The following is a 14,143-nucleotide window of genomic DNA, read 5'->3' as shown; positions in this document are numbered from 1 at the left end:
GGTCAAAGCCCCTGGCAGACAGGGGATTCCGCCCGGTTTGCCAGGACCTGTCTGTGGATCACGCCGCGGAAGCGCGGTATCGAGGCGCCGTCGTCTCCCTGCGTCCCGATGCCAACGAGGGCCCTAGCTGTCGGAGATCTTGCCGCCCGAACGGGTCGCGCCGGCCGCGGCCCCCGCCTTGACCCCGTTGTCCTTGCCGCCCGGCGGAGCCTCGAACGACTCCAGCGCCTCCAGGACGTCCTGCACCCGGGAGATCTCCGCGTTGATGTCCTCGCGGCGGCGCACCAGGATCTCCAGCTCGCGCTTGCCCTCCTCGACCGTGCGCCGCGCCTCGCGGATCGCCTCCGCCTTCAGCTCCTCCGCCTCCCGGACGAGCGTGGCCTTCTTCTGCTCGGCCTCCTTCAGCAGGCCCTCCGCCTTCTTCACGGCGGCGATGCGCACCTTGCCCGCCTCCGAGTTGGCCTCCGAGACGATCTCCTTGGCCTTCGCCTCGGCCTTGGCGAGCTGCTCCTCGGCGGCCTTGATCAGCGCGTCGCAGCGGTCGCCCGTCGACTTCATCGTCTCCGCCGCCTCACGGCGGGCCCGCTCGTGCAGGTCCTCGATCTCGGAGGTGACGCGGTCGCGCAGCTCCTCGGCGCGCTCCCTGATCTGCGTGGCGTCCCGGCGGGCGCCGACCAGCAGCTCGTCCGCGTCCGTCCGGGCCTTCTCCACGAGCGCGTTGCCCTCGACGGTGGCCTCGGACACGATCCGCTCGGCCTCGCTGCGGGCCGCGCCGACCATGGTGTCCGCCTGGGACTCCGCGTCCGCGGTCGTCCTGAGCGCCTGCTTCCGCGCCTCGGCCAGCAGCTTGTCCGCCTCGGCCGTGGTCTCGGCGATGAGCTTGTCGACCTGCTCGGCCGCCTCGGAGCGCCGCTTGTTGGCGTCCTTGCGGGCCTCGTCCAGGGTGCGCTCGGCCTCCTCGCGCGCCGAGCTCATCAGCCGGTCGGCCGCCGCCTCCGCGTCGCCCTTCAGCCGCTCGGCCTCGACGCGGATCCGCTTCGCGTGCTGCTGCGCCGAGCCGACCGCCTCGGCGGCCTCGGCCCGCAGCCGCTCCGCGTCGCCGGTGGCGTCCGCGATCAGCTTCTCCGCCTTGGCGACCGACTCCGACCGCACCCGCTCTGCCTCGGCGACCGTCTCCACGCGCAGCCGGTCGGTCTCCGTGATCGTCTCGGCGGTGAGCCGCTCCGCCTCGCTGCGCGCCTCGGTGATGAGGGTGTCCGCCTGCGTCGCCGCGTCCGAACGGATCCGGTTGGCGTCCTCGCGGGCGTCCGCCCGGGTGCGGGCGGCGTTCTGCTCCGCCTCGGCGATGGCGTCCGCCGCCTCGGTGCGCACCCGCTGGGCGTGCTCGGCGACGTCCGCGCGGATCCGCTCCGCCTCGTTGATCGCCTCGGACATCGTGCGCTCGGCGAGGGCCTTGGCGGCTTCCGACTCCTCCTGCGCCTCGCGCCGCAGCCGGCCCGCGTCCTCGCTCGCCCGCTCGCGCTCCGCGTAGGCGTCGGCGCGGACCCGGTCCGCCTCCTCCTCGGACTCACGGCGCGTGCGCTCCGCCGCGTGCTCGGCCGCGCTGCGCAGCCCGGCGATCTCCTCCTGGGCCTGCTCCTGGAGGCCCGCCACGGAGTCCCGCACCTGCTGGGCATGCTGCTCGGCCGCCGACACCATCTCGGTGGCGCGCCGGTCGGCCTCCTCGACCAGGCGCACGGCCTCGGCCTGAGCCTCCTCCACGCGCTTGCGCGCCGAGGCCAGCAGCTCCTCGCTCTGCTCGCGGGCCCGCCGGCGCTCCTGGTCGGCCTCCTGCCGGGCTGCGCCCAGCAGTTCCTCGGCCTCGCGGCGGCGGCGTGCCGCCTCCTCCTGCGCGGCGGCCAGCGTCTCCGACGCCTCCGCCCCCAGCCGCTCGGCGGCGGCCTGCGCCTCGGCCCGCATCCGGTCGGCGCTGTCCTGCGCCTCCGACTTCAGCCGCTCGGCCTCGGCCGCGGCCTCCGACCGCAGCCGGACCGCGACGGTCTCGCCCTCCGCGCGGGACGCGGACGCGTCGGCGGCGGCCTCGGTGCGCAGCCGGTCCGCCTCCGCCTCCGCCTGCTGCTGGAGCGTGCGGATCCGCTCGGCGGCCTCGGTGCGCAGCCGCTCGGTCTCCTCGGCCGCCTCCCGGCGGATCCTTGCCGCCTCCTCGCGGGCGTCGCTCAGCGCCTGCTCGGCGGCGGCGAGCCGCTCCTCGGCCTCGCCCTGGACCCGCGCCAGCTCCTCGGCGGCCTCCGCGCGCCGGGCCGCGACGGCCCGCTCGGCCTCCTCGCGCAGCTCGCGCGCCGCCCGCGCGGCGTCCTCCTTCAGCGCCTCGGCCTGCTCGGCGGCCTCCGCGCGGTACTGCTCGGCATCCTTGCGGGTGCGCTCCAGCGTCTCCTCGGCCTGCCGCCGTAGCGTGGTGGCGCGCTCGATGGCCTCGGTGCGGACCTTCTCGCTGTCCGTCTGCGCGGTGGAGCGCAGCTCGTCCGCGTCGGCCTTGGCCTTGGCGAGCAGCTCCTCGGCGGACCGCGCCGCCTCCTCGATCTGCGCCACGGCCTCCCTGCGGGCCTCCGCGCGGATCCGCTCGCCCTCGGCGACCGCGTCGGCGCGCAGTTGCTCGGCCTCGCCGCGCAGCCGCCGGGCCTCCTCCTGGAGCTCGACCGTCTTGGCGCGGTACTCCTTGGTGTCGTCCTTTGCCGCGCCCTTGAGCTGCTCGGCGATGTCGTGCGCCTCGGCGCGCAGCCGGTCCGCCTCGGCCTCGGCCTCCCGGCGGATCCGCTCGGCCTCCTCGGCGGCGGCCCGGGTGGTCTTCTTGGCGTCCTCGGACGCCTTGTTCAGCACGTCCTCGGCGGTCCTGGCGGCCTTGGACAGCTGGGTCGCCGTCTCCTCGGCGGTGATCGTGCGGGCCTTCTCGGCCGCCTCGGTGACGATCTTCTCGGCCTCGGCGCGGGCGTCGGCGACCAACTGCTCGGCCTCGGACCTGGTCTGCTCGGCCTCCTTGGTGGCCTCCTCGACCAGCCGGGCGACCTGCTCCTTGGCGGTGCGCGTGCGCGTCTCGTTGGCGGACTCGGCGGACGCGAGCGCCTTGGCGGCGGCCTCCTTCGCCTCGGCGAGCACCTTCTCCGCCTCGGTGCGGGCCTCGCGCAGCGCCGTATCGGCTTCCGACATGCGCTGCTCTGCGGCCCGGCTGAGCTCCTGTGCCTGGCGGCGCGCCGTCTCCGACTCGCTGGCGGTCGACGTCCGCAGCTGCTCGGCGTGGTCGGTGGCCTCCTGGGCCTGCGTGGAGGCGGCGTTCAGCAGCCGCTCGGCGTCCGCGCGGGCGCGGCGCAGGATCTGCTCGGCCTCCGTGCGGGCGGACTCCGCCTCGCTCCGCAGCCGCTGGCGGGCCTCGGCGGTCAGCCGCTCGGCCTCCGCGCGGGCGGCGGCCATGGCCTGCTCGGCCTCCGCGCGGGACTCCTCGAGCAGCCGGCGGGCCTGCTGCTCGGTGCGGGCCCGCAGCTGCTCCGCCCAGGCCACGTTCTCGTTGACGTGCGACTCGACGGTCTGGCGGCGCTCGGCGAGCTCCTGGTCGAGCTGCTGGCGCCGGGTCACCGCCTCCTGGTGCAGCTCGGCCTGGAGCCGGGCCGCCTGCTCGGCGTGCTCCTGGAGGATCCGCTGGGTCTGGGCGCGTGCCTGGCTCAGCTCGCGCTCGGCGTCCGCGCGGAGCTGGTCGGCCTGCACCTGCGCGTTGCGCAGCAACTGCTCGGCCTGGTAGCCGATGTCGCCGCCGTCGTAGGCGGGCCGGGACATGATGGTGCGCCGCGCCTCGTGCAGCTTGGCGCGCAGCACCTCGACCTGGTAGCCGAGGTCCTCGGCGTGCTGGATCGCCTTTTCCCGCTCGGTCTTCAGCCGCTTCATCTCGGCTTCGAACCGAGAGAGGTGGTCGACGTCAGCCGCCGGCTCTCGCTCCTGGCTCTCGTAGCCCCGCACTGCGCGGTCCCATCCGTCCCCTGGTCGCAAGTCTGGCCGAGCTCCGTCCATCCGCCGAACGGGGCCCCCGGGGGAATGGTGTCAGATCAACGGCGGAGCATGGGCTGCTGCCCCGGCGCTCGCCCCCCGAAACCCTGGACCCCGGAAAAGCGGTCGCCCTGGATCGAGCGGCGACCGCACCCAACCCTACCGGCCCATATGTACGTGGGTCAGTGCTCAGGCGACTCAACAGGCGCCGAAGTGACCAGTTCTGTCAGTACGCCGTGGCAGTCCTTGGGGTGCAGGAAGGTGATCCGTGACCCCATGGAGCCGCGCCGGGGCTCCTCGTACAGAACGCGTACGCCCTTGTCCTTGATGTCGGCCGCGTCGGCGTCGACGTCCGCCGTACCGAAGGCGATGTGGTGCACGCCCTCGCCGTTCTTCGCCAGCCACTTGGCGACGGTGGAGTCCTCGCGGGTGGGCTCCAGGAGCTGGAGGTAGGAGGCGCCGCCGTCCGAGGTGTCGTTGATCTTGAGCATGGCCTCGCGCACGCCCTGCTCCTCGTTCACCTCCGAGTGGAACACCTCGAAGCCGTAGGTGGCCCGGTAGAACTCGACGGTGCGGTCGAGATCGAAGCAGGCGATTCCGATGTGGTCGATTCGCGTCAGCATGGATTCAGTGCAGCGCTCCGGGCGTGGTTACGCAACGTGCGCGCGATCACACCGAAAGGCCGGTGACGCGGTCCACCGCGCGTCAGTACATTCGAAGTAAACCCTCGTTCACTCCTCGGCTGTGCAGGCCGGATAGGAGATCGCAGCCCATGTCCTCTGCATCTTCCGCAACGAACGGCACGACGTCCGTCATCGTCGCGGGCGCCCGCACCCCGATGGGTCGGTTGCTCGGTTCGCTGAAGTCCTTCTCCGGAGCCGACCTCGGCGGCTTCGCGATCAAGGCCGCCCTCGACCGTGCGGGGATCGGTGGCGACCAGGTCCAGTACGTGATCATGGGGCAGGTGCTCCAGGCCGGGGCGGGGCAGATCCCGGCGCGCCAGGCCGCGGTCAAGGCCGGCATCCCGATGAACGTCCCGGCACTCACGATCAACAAGGTGTGCCTGTCCGGCCTCGACGCGATCGCCCTGGCCGACCAGCTGATCCGGGCCGGCGAGTTCGACGTGGTCGTCGCCGGCGGCCAGGAGTCCATGACCAACGCCCCGCACCTGCTGCCGAAGTCCCGCGAGGGCTTCAAGTACGGTGCGGTGCAGATGATCGACGCCATGGCGTACGACGGCCTGACGGACTCCTTCGAGAACGTCGCGATGGGCGAGTCCACCGAGAAGCACAACACCCGCCTGGGCATCGGCCGCGCCGAGCAGGACGAGATCGCCGCGCTGTCCCACCAGCGGGCCGCCGCCGCGCAGAAGAACGGCATCTTCGAGGCCGAGATCACCCCGGTGGAGATCCCGCAGCGCAAGGGCGACCCGGTGCTGTTCAGCAAGGACGAGGGCATCCGCGCGGACACCACCGCGGAGTCCCTCGGCAAGCTGCGCCCCGCCTTCTCCAAGGACGGCACCATCACGGCCGGCTCCTCCTCGCAGATCTCCGACGGCGCGGCGGCCGTGGTCGTGATGAGCAAGGCCAAGGCGCAGGAACTGGGCCTGGACTGGATCGCGGAGATCGGCGCCCACGGCAACGTGGCCGGTCCCGACAACTCCCTGCAGTCGCAGCCGTCCAACGCGATCCTGCACGCCCTCAAGAAGGAGGGCCTGGAGGTCTCCGACCTGGACCTCATCGAGATCAACGAGGCGTTCGCCGCGGTCGCCGTGCAGTCAATGAAGGACCTCGGCGTTTCCACGGAAATGGTGAACGTCAACGGCGGCGCGATCGCCCTGGGTCACCCGATCGGGATGTCCGGTGCGCGTCTCGTGCTGCACCTGGCGCTGGAGCTCAAGCGGCGCGGTGGCGGGGTCGGCGCCGCGGCGCTGTGCGGTGGCGGCGGCCAGGGTGACGCGCTGATCGTGCGGGTACCCAAGGCCTGAGCCTGGTTTTGTCTGCTGGTCTTCTCTCTCGTGAACGGAGCTGTGATGCAGGACGTCTCCACTCTGGTGGCCCAGGCCAGGGAGGGCAGGCCGCGTGCCGTGGCCCGGCTGATCTCCCTGGTGGAGGGGGCGTCCCCGCAGCTGAGGGAGGTCATGGCGGCTCTCGCGCCGCTGACCGGCAACGCGTATGTGGTCGGCCTGACCGGTTCGCCGGGCGTCGGCAAGTCGACGTCCACCTCGGCGCTGGTGACCGCGTACCGCAAACAGGGCAAGCGGGTCGGCGTCCTGGCCGTCGACCCGTCCTCGCCCTTCTCCGGCGGCGCTCTGCTCGGTGACCGCGTCCGGATGTCGGAGCACGCCTCCGACCCCGGTGTCTACATCCGCTCCATGGCGACGCGCGGGCACCTGGGCGGCCTCGCGTGGGCCGCGCCGCAGGCCATCCGGGTGCTGGACGCGGCGGGCTGCGACGTCGTCCTGGTCGAGACGGTCGGTGTCGGCCAGTCGGAGGTGGAGATCGCCTCCCAGGCCGACACCTCGGTCGTGCTGCTGGCCCCCGGGATGGGCGACGGCATCCAGGCCGCCAAGGCCGGAATCCTGGAGATCGGCGACGTCTACGTCGTCAACAAGGCCGACCGCGACGGCGCGGACGCCACCGCCCGCGAGCTGAACCACATGCTGGGCCTCGGCGAGTCCCGGGCCCCCGGAGACTGGCGCCCGCCGATCGTCAAGACGGTCGCCGCGCGTGCCGAGGGTGTCGACGAGGTCGTGGAGGCGCTGGAGAAGCACCGTGCGTGGATGGAGGAGCGCGGAGTGCTGGCGCAGCGCCGGCTGTCCCGCGCCGCCCGCGAGGTGGAGACGATCGCCGTCACGGCCCTGCGTGAACGCATCGGCGATCTGCACGGCGACCGCCGCCTCGGCGCTCTCGCGGAGCGCATCATCGCGGGCGAACTGGACCCGTACCGCGCGGCGGACGAACTGGTCACGGGGCTGACGCAGGGCTGAGGTACCCCGCCTCCGGCGGGGTCCTCCCGCGCCCCGGCCCGGCCGGGCGTGCGGGCGTACGTTCCCTGCCGCACCGCCGAGCGTCGGCCGGTGCGTCCGCCGGGACCCGCCGGTCCCCGGTGGGGCCCACCCGTGCGTGGTGGCGCCACCACGCACGGGACCCACGCCACCATGCACGGACCCATCGGCGGCTCGCCGATGCCTGCGGGGTGCCCGCGCAGGTCGCCCGTTCGCGCTCGACGTGCCGGCACCTGCTGCTGGATGCGCTGCTCAGAGGGCGTGTCGTGGCGTGCAGGGGGGTACCGCCCGTCGGGTCTGCGTGTCCGCGACGGTGTCCGTCCCGCCAGCTCCGCGTCCCGCTGGGCACGGCCGGCACAGCCGGGTGTACGTGGCCGCCGAGTGCGACTGTTCGCCGGGTGCCGGCCAGGGGCGCCTGCTCGTCCGCGATTCGCTCGGCAGGTGTGTCTGCTCGCAGGCGTGCCGACGCCCGCCGGGCCTTCTCGTCCGGAGATGTGCCGCCTCGTCGGGCCAGTCGCCTGCCGGGGGCGGGCCGCTCGGGGACGGAACAGCGGCCGGGCACCGGTCCCCGGCCCGGTCAGTCGTCGTCGGAGGCGCCGCTCCGGTCGGGTGTCACCGCGCCCGTGGCCGGATCGATCCGCCAGGCGCGCTCGGCACCGCCGGGGGAGGTCGTCTCGGCCTCCCAGCCCTCGGTGCCGTCGTCGTCCAGTTCCACCGACGTCACCGTGCCCCGGGCGGCAGCCGCCTTCGCGGCCTGCACGGCGGTCACGGACGTCCCCTTCAGCGCGGCCCGTGCACCGGCGGTGTCGTCGCCGTCCGCGTCGTCCTCCTCCTGCGTACCGAGGACCTTGCCGCTGCCCGGGGCGACGCGCACGCCGGTCCAGCTGCCGCCGCGGCCGAGGACCTCGACCTCCCACACCGCGTCGTCCCGCTCGACGGCGACGGCGGTGCCCGGCGTGTGCTTCAGCGCGGCGGCGACGGCGGCCGCCGCGGTCACGTCGGCGGAGCTCACGCGGGCGTCGTCACGGTCCGCGTCGTCGTCCCCGCCGCGGGCCCGGTCGTCGCCGGTGTGGTCCCGGTCGTCGCCGGTGTCCGCCCGCCCGTCGTCGTCCCCGGCCCGTACGTCCGTCTGCCGCGTCGTCGGCGCCTCGTCCCCCGAGAACGCCAGAGCCGTCGCCGTGCCTCCGCCGATCAGCGCCGCGGCCGTCACGGCGGCGATCACGATGTTGCGCTTCATCCGCATTCCTCCCGAGTCATGTCACTTCGCGTTCTGTGACGTCCTCAATCTCGCCGACCGACGCTGAGGGGAAGCTGAAGCCGCCTGAAGGGATCTTCAGGGTTCCTTTGCCACCCTGGGCACATGCGCCTGTTGCTTGTGGAGGACGAGAAACGGCTGGCCCTGTCGCTCGCCAGGGGCCTGACGGCCGAGGGCTACGCGGTGGACGTGGTCCACGACGGCCGCGAGGGCCTGCACCGGGCCACGCTGGGCACGTACGACCTGGTGATCCTCGACATCATGCTGCCCGGCCTGAACGGCTACCGGGTCTGCGCCGCCCTTCGCGCGGCCGGCCACGAGGTGCCGATCCTCGTGCTCACCGCCAAGGACGGCGAGTACGACGAGGCCGAGGGACTGGACACCGGCGCCGACGACTACCTCACCAAGCCGTTCTCCTACGTCGTCCTCGTCGCCCGGATCAAGGCACTGCTGCGCCGCCGACCGGGCACCGGGGCCTCGCCGGTCCATGTGCACGGCGACCTCAGGCTGGACACCGCCGCCCGCCGGGTCTTCCTCGGCGACGAGGAGGTGGCGCTCACCGCCAAGGAGTTCTCCGTGCTGGAGCAACTGGTGCTGCGGGCCGGGGAGGTGGTGTCCAAGGCGGAGATCCTGGAGCACGTCTGGGACTTCGCCTACGAGGGCGACCCGAACATCGTCGAGGTCTACGTCAGCGCACTGCGCCGCAAGCTGCGCGCCGGTCTGATCCACACCGTGCGCGGAGCCGGGTACCGGCTGGAGACGGCGCCGTGAGCAGGCTGTTCGGTTCGGTCCGGGCCCGGGCGACGCTCGGTGCCACCCTCGTCGTCGCGGTGGCGCTCGTCGCCGCGGGCACGGCCGTACTGCTGTCGCTGCGGTCCAATCTGATCGGCGAGGCGGGCACCCGCGCGGAGCGCTCGGCGCGGGCGGTCGCCTCCGAACTGGCCGCCCGGACGCCGTACGGCAGGCTGTCCGGACTCGACGGCGACGACGGGCCCGTACAGGTCGTCGACGGGAACGGAGTCCTGGTCGCCGCCAGTGAGGACCTGGAGCGGATCACCGGCACGGCCACCACCGAGGTGAACCCCCGCAGGCCGCAGCCACAGCCCATGGGACAGGAGGACGACGACGCGGCCGACTCCGACGACGCGGCCGGCCGGGACGGCGACCCGGACGGCGATCCGGACGGCGATCCGGACGACGGCGGTGACTCCGGCGCGTCCCTCGAGCCCGGCGAGATCGCCCGGCGGACCACCTTCGGCACTGGTTCCGCCACGATCGACGGCGACACCGAGGACTACCGTTTCGCCGCCGTGGAGGTCGAGACGCCCGACCGGGGCCGGCTCACCGTGCACGCCGGTGCCCCGCTCGCCGCCGAGCACGGCGCAGTGCGGACCGCGCTGACGGTGATGCTCGTCGGCCTCCCGCTGCTGCTGGGGGTCGTCGCCGGGGTGACCTGGCTGGTCACCGGGCGGGCCCTGCGTCCGGTCGAGGGCATCCGCCGGGAGATGGCGGCGATCACCGCATCCGAGGACCTCGGCCGCCGGGTGCCGCAGCCGGACACCCACGACGAGATCGCCCGCCTCGCCCGCACCACCAACGAGACGCTCGCCGCCCTGGAGACATCCGTGGAGCGCCAGCGGCGGTTCGTCGCGGACGCCTCGCACGAGTTGCGCAGCCCGATCGCCTCGCTGCGGACCCAGCTGGAGGTGGCCGCCGCCCACCCGGAACTGCTCGACCTGGACGGCGCCGTCGAGGACACGGTGCGACTCCAGCGGCTGGCCGCCGACCTGCTGCTGCTCGCCCGGCTGGACGCGGGGGAGCGGCCCGTCGGCACCCGGGTCGACCTGGCCGCGCTGGCCCGGGAGGAGGCGGCGGGGCGGGCCGGCGTCACGGTGGACGCGGAGCCGGTGGAGGTGGCCGGATCGCGGGGGCAGCTGGGACGGGTCCTCGCCAATCTGCTCGACAACGCCCAGCGCCACGCCCGCGGGGCGGTCACCGTGACGGTGCGCGGGGAACGTGACCGGGCGGTCGTCGGGGTCGCCGACGACGGGGAAGGAATTCCGGAGGCGGACCGGGAGCGGATCTTCGAGCGGTTCGTGCGGCTGGACGCCGCCCGCAGTCGCGACGACGGCGGCGCGGGGCTCGGCCTGGCCATCGCCCGGGACGTCGCCCTACGGCACGGCGGCACGCTCACCGCCGGTGCGGCGCCGACCGGCGGAGCCCTGTTCGAGCTCCGCCTGCCGCTCGCCTGACGGGGAAACGGCCCTGGTCAGAGGCGTCCCCGCTGGCCCCGCAGATGCTCCGCGATGGGCTTGAGGGCCTTGTCGAGTTCGGTCAGGGCTTCGGGGGAGAGCAGGTCGATGAAGTGCCGGCGCACGGACGCCACGTGATGGGGCGCGACCTTCTGCATGGTCTCCATGCCGTGCTCGGTGAGGACTGCGTAGAGCCCGCGGCGGTCGGACTCGCAGTTCTCCCGGCGGACCAGGTTCCCGTTCTCCATCCGCGTGATCTGGTGCGAGAGGCGGCTCTTGGACTGGAGGGTGGCGGAGGCGAGGTCGCTCATCCGCATCCGCAGGTCCTCCGACTCGGAGAGGTTCACCAGGATCTCGTAGTCGTTCATTGTCAGGCCGAACGGCTGCAGGTCCTTCTCGAGCTGGTACGTCAACAGCCTGTTGACCTCCAGGTGGGTGCGCCAGGCGCACTGCTCCGCATCGGTCAGCCAGCGCGTGGCCGTCTCGGTCTCCATGAATGAAGTCTACCTAAGAAGTTGAAAGGCGAACTAGTGAGGGTGGTCATGTGACTGCGTGCACGCGTTCGATGTCACACTCCGCAGACTACCGCTCACAGCCCGAAGCGACGCTGGAGGTCGCCCAGCTGTCCGGGAAGGCGCGGTGCCCCCGAGCCCTGCCCGTGCCCGCCGGACACCCCGCCACCGGGCACACCCGGCTCGTGCGGAGCGACCCCCGTGGCCTGCTCCGGCATCAGGGTCTCCGACGACTGGAGCAGCACCGTTCCTGCGCCCACGAACTCGAACTGGTGCTCCTCGCCGGAGACCCCGCCGAGGCCCGTCATCGCACGTAGACCGCCCATGACGCCGGTCATGTACCCATGGTCGTAGTGGTGGCACGGAGAGGGGCAGTCGGCCCACCCCACCAGTGCCTGCGGGTCCACCCGGACAGGAGGTTCCATGAACACCACCGGACCGTTTGACGCGGCCACGAACTTTCCGGTTCCGATGAGCGTGAGAAAACCCGGCACGATCGACTGCTTGAGGGAGAGACTTGGCTGAAAAGCGAGGAGGTTGCCCGAGCGAATGGTCAGATTGCCGTCCTCCAGGTCGTAGGAATTGACGTCGAAGGCCCGGTCGGCGAGCAGCATCTTGCCCGAGCCCTCCGCCACGACCCAGTCGCTCGCGTGCAGAGGCGAATGGAACGACGTGCGCACCAGCCGGTCGAGCCGGCCGTGCCCGATGCCGTTGAACTCGATCGTGCCGTAGTAGGCGATCATCTTCCCCTTCTGGAGGAACCACTGGCTCCCCTTGAGCTCCACGCAGAAGGTGTAGTGATCGACGTTGTCGTCGGACGGCAGCGTCACCGGGTCGTGGACGGTGGGGCCGGCGCCCGGGGTTCCGTAGGTGCTCACAGCTTCTCCTCCGACGCCTGGACGTACACCGCACCGCTGCCGCTGAGCTCCAGCTGGAACGCCTCGCCGGAGCCGCGGCCCACCATGTCCCGCCAGCCCAGGGCGGTGGACAGCTTGTTGCGCACGTCGCCGTGGTGGGCGACGTACGCCTGCGGGTCCACGTGCACCGGGCGCTGCGGGGTGATCGGGATCTCGATGACGCCGCCGTGCGCCATGACCGCGACGGACCCGTGGCCCTTGAGCGTGGTGGTGATCAGCCCCTGGCCCGAGACCTGGCCCCGGACCATGCCCATCACCCCGCCCTGGGAGCCGAGGAACACGGTGCCCTGCTGGAGGGTGTCCTCGAAGGCCAGCAGGCGGTCCGCCTCGACGTAGAGGGTGTCCCCGGCCAGGTTGATCACCTGGACGTGGTGGCCGCCGTGCCCGAACAGGACGGTGCCGCTGCCCTCCACGGTCATCAGGGGCGTGTCCTCGTCGGCCACGCGCCGCCCGATCATCGACACCAGCCCGCCCTGGCCGCCCGCCCTGTTGGGGGTGAAGGTGACCTCTCCCTTGTACGCGAGCATCGCGCCGCGCTGGCTGAACAGCCGCCGGCCCGGCACGACGGTCGCCTCGACCATCTTCGCGTTGATCTCACGGAACGGCATGTCACACATCCCCCGCGATCGTGTTGCGCTCGCTGGGCTGCACGTAGACCAGCCCGTCGCCCTCGAACCGGAGCTGGAAGGCCTCGCCGCCGCCCTCGCCCATGAGGGTGCGGAAGGTCACCCCGGACTGGAAGGACTGCCGGAGGTTCCCCTGGTGGGCCACGTAGGCACCGGGGTCGACGGTCAGCGGGTACTGTGCGCTGACCCGGAGCACCACCGCGGGCCCGTCCGACATGATCGCCGCCTGCCCGTGTCCCTCGACGGTGGTGGTGAACAGGCCGTTTCCCTGGGAGGCGCCGCGCAGGCCGGTGAAGGTTGTCCCGGTGCGCAGGCCGCCGTCGGTGGCCAGCAGATTGCTCGACTCCACGTGGAGTGTGTCGCCCTGGAGCCCGACCAGGCTGATCTCGGCGGCCCGGTCCGCGAACCAGCAGGTTCCGAGTCCCTTCACCTCCATCACCGTCATCTGCTCACCCGTCAGCCGCCGGGTCACCATGCCGCGCAGACCCTCACCGCCGCCGCTGAGCTTCTTGAAGGCCATGTCGCCGTCGTACGCGACCATCGAGCCGTTCTTCGCCCTCACGGCATCCCCGGTCATGTCGACGGCGAGCACCTTGCTGCTCTGAAGTCGGAACATCGCCACGAGGGCGACGGTAGCCGCCCTCCCGCCCCGCCGACAGATCCTCCGGGACGAGACGGACCCTGAGTCCCCTCCGGGGGGAAGGCCCACCGGGCGCAGGACGGACCCCCTCCGGTGATCGCCCCCGGCGTTTGCCAGAATGGGGGCGCCTTGTGCGCGCGTTCACAAACGCACCGCGCGCCCGTCGTCCGACCCGTCGACGCCGACGTCTCTCCCATCGAAGGTGACCCGTGGACATCAAGACCGCCGCCGCCCTCCGCCGTCTCCGCCTGGTCTCGGGCCCCGAGGCGATCTCCTTCCTGATCCTGCTCGTCTGCTCGGTCCTGAAGCGGACCACGGACTTCAACGCCGTCCCGGTGGTGGGCGCGATCCACGGCTTCCTGTTCGTCCTTTACGTGGTCTTCTGGGCCGACGCCTGGAACCGCGCCAAGTGGCCGACCGGCACCGCCGCCTTCTACTTCCTGATGTCGGTCCTGCCCACCGGCGGCTTCTTCGCCGACCGCCGCCTCAAGCGCGAGGCCGAGGACGCGGTGATCGCCTCCCGCGCCCGCAAGGAAGGGATCGTGAACGCGTGATCGTCGCCTTCTCCGTGACGCCGCTCGGCGTCGGCGAGGACGTGGGGGAGTACGTCGCCGACGCCGTGCGCGTGGTCCGCGAGTCCGGGCTGCCCCATCGCACCGACGCCATGTTCACCTCGATCGAGGGCGAGTGGGCCGAGGTGATGGACGTCGTCAGGCGTGCCGTCGCCGCGGTGGAGGCGCGGGCCCCGCGGGTCTCGCTGGTCCTCAAGGCGGACATCCGCCCAGGGGTCCGGGACGGCCTCACGTCCAAGGTGGAGACCGTCGAGCGCCACCTCGCCGAGACGGCCGACTGACCGCCGTACGGGGGCGGCCGGGAAGGGTGCATGGATCCCGCCGGCCGCC

Annotated in this window: 13 protein-coding genes; 6 read left to right on the top strand and 7 right to left on the bottom strand. The window is 72.6% G+C overall.

From position 1 onward, the window contains the following. Positions 1 to 123: 123 nt before the first annotated feature. Together scy and mce are read right to left on the bottom strand one after the other, a co-directional pair. Complete coding sequence (gene scy, locus ACFYOV_RS04105) at positions 124 to 4,005, bottom strand: polarized growth protein Scy (RefSeq protein ID WP_389082554.1); 3,882 nt, start codon at positions 4,003 to 4,005, stop codon at positions 124 to 126. 209 nt (positions 4,006 to 4,214) lie between these two features. Next, a complete protein-coding gene (mce, locus tag ACFYOV_RS04100) occupies positions 4,215 to 4,655 on the bottom strand; it encodes a methylmalonyl-CoA epimerase (RefSeq protein WP_164335145.1) in 441 nt (146 codons plus the stop codon). Positions 4,656 to 4,804: 149 nt separating this feature from the next. On the opposite strand from mce, the gene ACFYOV_RS04095 reads away from it, so the two are divergent. After that, complete coding sequence (locus ACFYOV_RS04095; RefSeq protein WP_389082551.1) at positions 4,805 to 6,019, top strand: acetyl-CoA C-acetyltransferase; 1,215 nt, start codon at positions 4,805 to 4,807, stop codon at positions 6,017 to 6,019. A gap of 45 nt (positions 6,020 to 6,064) precedes the next feature. Then, on the top strand, positions 6,065 to 7,021 hold the full coding sequence (meaB, locus tag ACFYOV_RS04090; protein WP_389082548.1) for a methylmalonyl Co-A mutase-associated GTPase MeaB: 957 nt from the start codon (positions 6,065 to 6,067) through the stop codon (positions 7,019 to 7,021). A gap of 595 nt (positions 7,022 to 7,616) precedes the next feature. On the opposite strand, the gene ACFYOV_RS04085 is transcribed toward meaB, so the two are convergent. Then, the gene (locus ACFYOV_RS04085) at positions 7,617 to 8,276 is read right to left on the bottom strand and encodes a PepSY domain-containing protein (RefSeq protein WP_389082546.1); all 660 of its coding nucleotides are present in this window, start codon (positions 8,274 to 8,276) and stop codon (positions 7,617 to 7,619) included. Between the two features lie 123 nt (positions 8,277 to 8,399). On the opposite strand from ACFYOV_RS04085, the gene ACFYOV_RS04080 reads away from it, so the two are divergent. Both ACFYOV_RS04080 and ACFYOV_RS04075 read left to right on the top strand, forming a co-directional pair. Next, complete coding sequence (locus tag ACFYOV_RS04080; protein ID WP_389082543.1) at positions 8,400 to 9,065, top strand: response regulator transcription factor; 666 nt, start codon at positions 8,400 to 8,402, stop codon at positions 9,063 to 9,065. After that, the gene (locus tag ACFYOV_RS04075; protein ID WP_389082541.1) at positions 9,062 to 10,546 is read left to right on the top strand and encodes a sensor histidine kinase; all 1,485 of its coding nucleotides are present in this window, start codon (positions 9,062 to 9,064) and stop codon (positions 10,544 to 10,546) included. The genes ACFYOV_RS04080 and ACFYOV_RS04075 overlap by 4 nt, the downstream gene beginning before the upstream one ends. Before the next feature lie 17 nt (positions 10,547 to 10,563). On the opposite strand, the gene ACFYOV_RS04070 is transcribed toward ACFYOV_RS04075, so the two are convergent. From ACFYOV_RS04070 to ACFYOV_RS04055, 4 genes are all read right to left on the bottom strand, one after another. Then, entirely contained in the window at positions 10,564 to 11,040 is a 477-nt protein-coding gene (locus tag ACFYOV_RS04070) for a MarR family winged helix-turn-helix transcriptional regulator (protein WP_389082538.1), read from the bottom strand. Positions 11,041 to 11,135: 95 nt separating this feature from the next. Next, positions 11,136 to 11,936 (bottom strand): AIM24 family protein, encoded by an 801-nt coding sequence (locus tag ACFYOV_RS04065; protein ID WP_389082535.1) that lies wholly within the window; start codon positions 11,934 to 11,936, stop codon positions 11,136 to 11,138. Then, on the bottom strand, positions 11,933 to 12,583 hold the full coding sequence (locus tag ACFYOV_RS04060; RefSeq protein ID WP_389082533.1) for an AIM24 family protein: 651 nt from the start codon (positions 12,581 to 12,583) through the stop codon (positions 11,933 to 11,935). Before ACFYOV_RS04060 ends, ACFYOV_RS04065 begins: the two co-directional genes overlap by 4 nt. A gap of 1 nt (position 12,584) precedes the next feature. Continuing rightward, entirely contained in the window at positions 12,585 to 13,217 is a 633-nt protein-coding gene (locus ACFYOV_RS04055; protein WP_389084028.1) for an AIM24 family protein, read from the bottom strand. Between the two features lie 233 nt (positions 13,218 to 13,450). On the opposite strand from ACFYOV_RS04055, the gene ACFYOV_RS04050 reads away from it, so the two are divergent. Continuing rightward, complete coding sequence (locus ACFYOV_RS04050; protein ID WP_389082530.1) at positions 13,451 to 13,795, top strand: DUF3817 domain-containing protein; 345 nt, start codon at positions 13,451 to 13,453, stop codon at positions 13,793 to 13,795. After that, positions 13,792 to 14,094, top strand: a complete 303-nt coding sequence (locus tag ACFYOV_RS04045; RefSeq protein WP_389082528.1) for an MTH1187 family thiamine-binding protein — start codon at positions 13,792 to 13,794, stop codon at positions 14,092 to 14,094. Before ACFYOV_RS04050 ends, ACFYOV_RS04045 begins: the two co-directional genes overlap by 4 nt. Positions 14,095 to 14,143: the final 49 nt, after the last annotated feature.

Source organism: Streptomyces sp. NPDC005931, assembly GCF_042871235.1.
Lineage (GTDB): Bacteria > Actinomycetota > Actinomycetes > Streptomycetales > Streptomycetaceae > Streptomyces.
Note: the sequence above shows the minus strand (reverse complement) of the source record. Positions and strands in the feature narration are given on the sequence as shown.

What these genes read in the sequence shown, in the direction of transcription:
- mce (WP_164335145.1), bottom strand. Translation starts at nt 4,655, where the DNA reads ATGCTGACGCGAATCGACCACATCGGAATCGCCTGCTTCGATCTCGAC.
- ACFYOV_RS04095 (WP_389082551.1), top strand. Translation starts at nt 4,805, where the DNA reads ATGTCCTCTGCATCTTCCGCAACGAACGGCACGACGTCCGTCATCGTC.
- meaB (WP_389082548.1), top strand. Translation starts at nt 6,065, where the DNA reads ATGCAGGACGTCTCCACTCTGGTGGCCCAGGCCAGGGAGGGCAGGCCG.
- ACFYOV_RS04085 (WP_389082546.1), bottom strand. Translation starts at nt 8,276, where the DNA reads ATGAAGCGCAACATCGTGATCGCCGCCGTGACGGCCGCGGCGCTGATC.
- ACFYOV_RS04080 (WP_389082543.1), top strand. Translation starts at nt 8,400, where the DNA reads ATGCGCCTGTTGCTTGTGGAGGACGAGAAACGGCTGGCCCTGTCGCTC.
- ACFYOV_RS04070 (WP_389082538.1), bottom strand. Translation starts at nt 11,040, where the DNA reads ATGGAGACCGAGACGGCCACGCGCTGGCTGACCGATGCGGAGCAGTGC.
- ACFYOV_RS04060 (WP_389082533.1), bottom strand. Translation starts at nt 12,583, where the DNA reads ATGCCGTTCCGTGAGATCAACGCGAAGATGGTCGAGGCGACCGTCGTG.
- ACFYOV_RS04055 (WP_389084028.1), bottom strand. Translation starts at nt 13,217, where the DNA reads ATGTTCCGACTTCAGAGCAGCAAGGTGCTCGCCGTCGACATGACCGGG.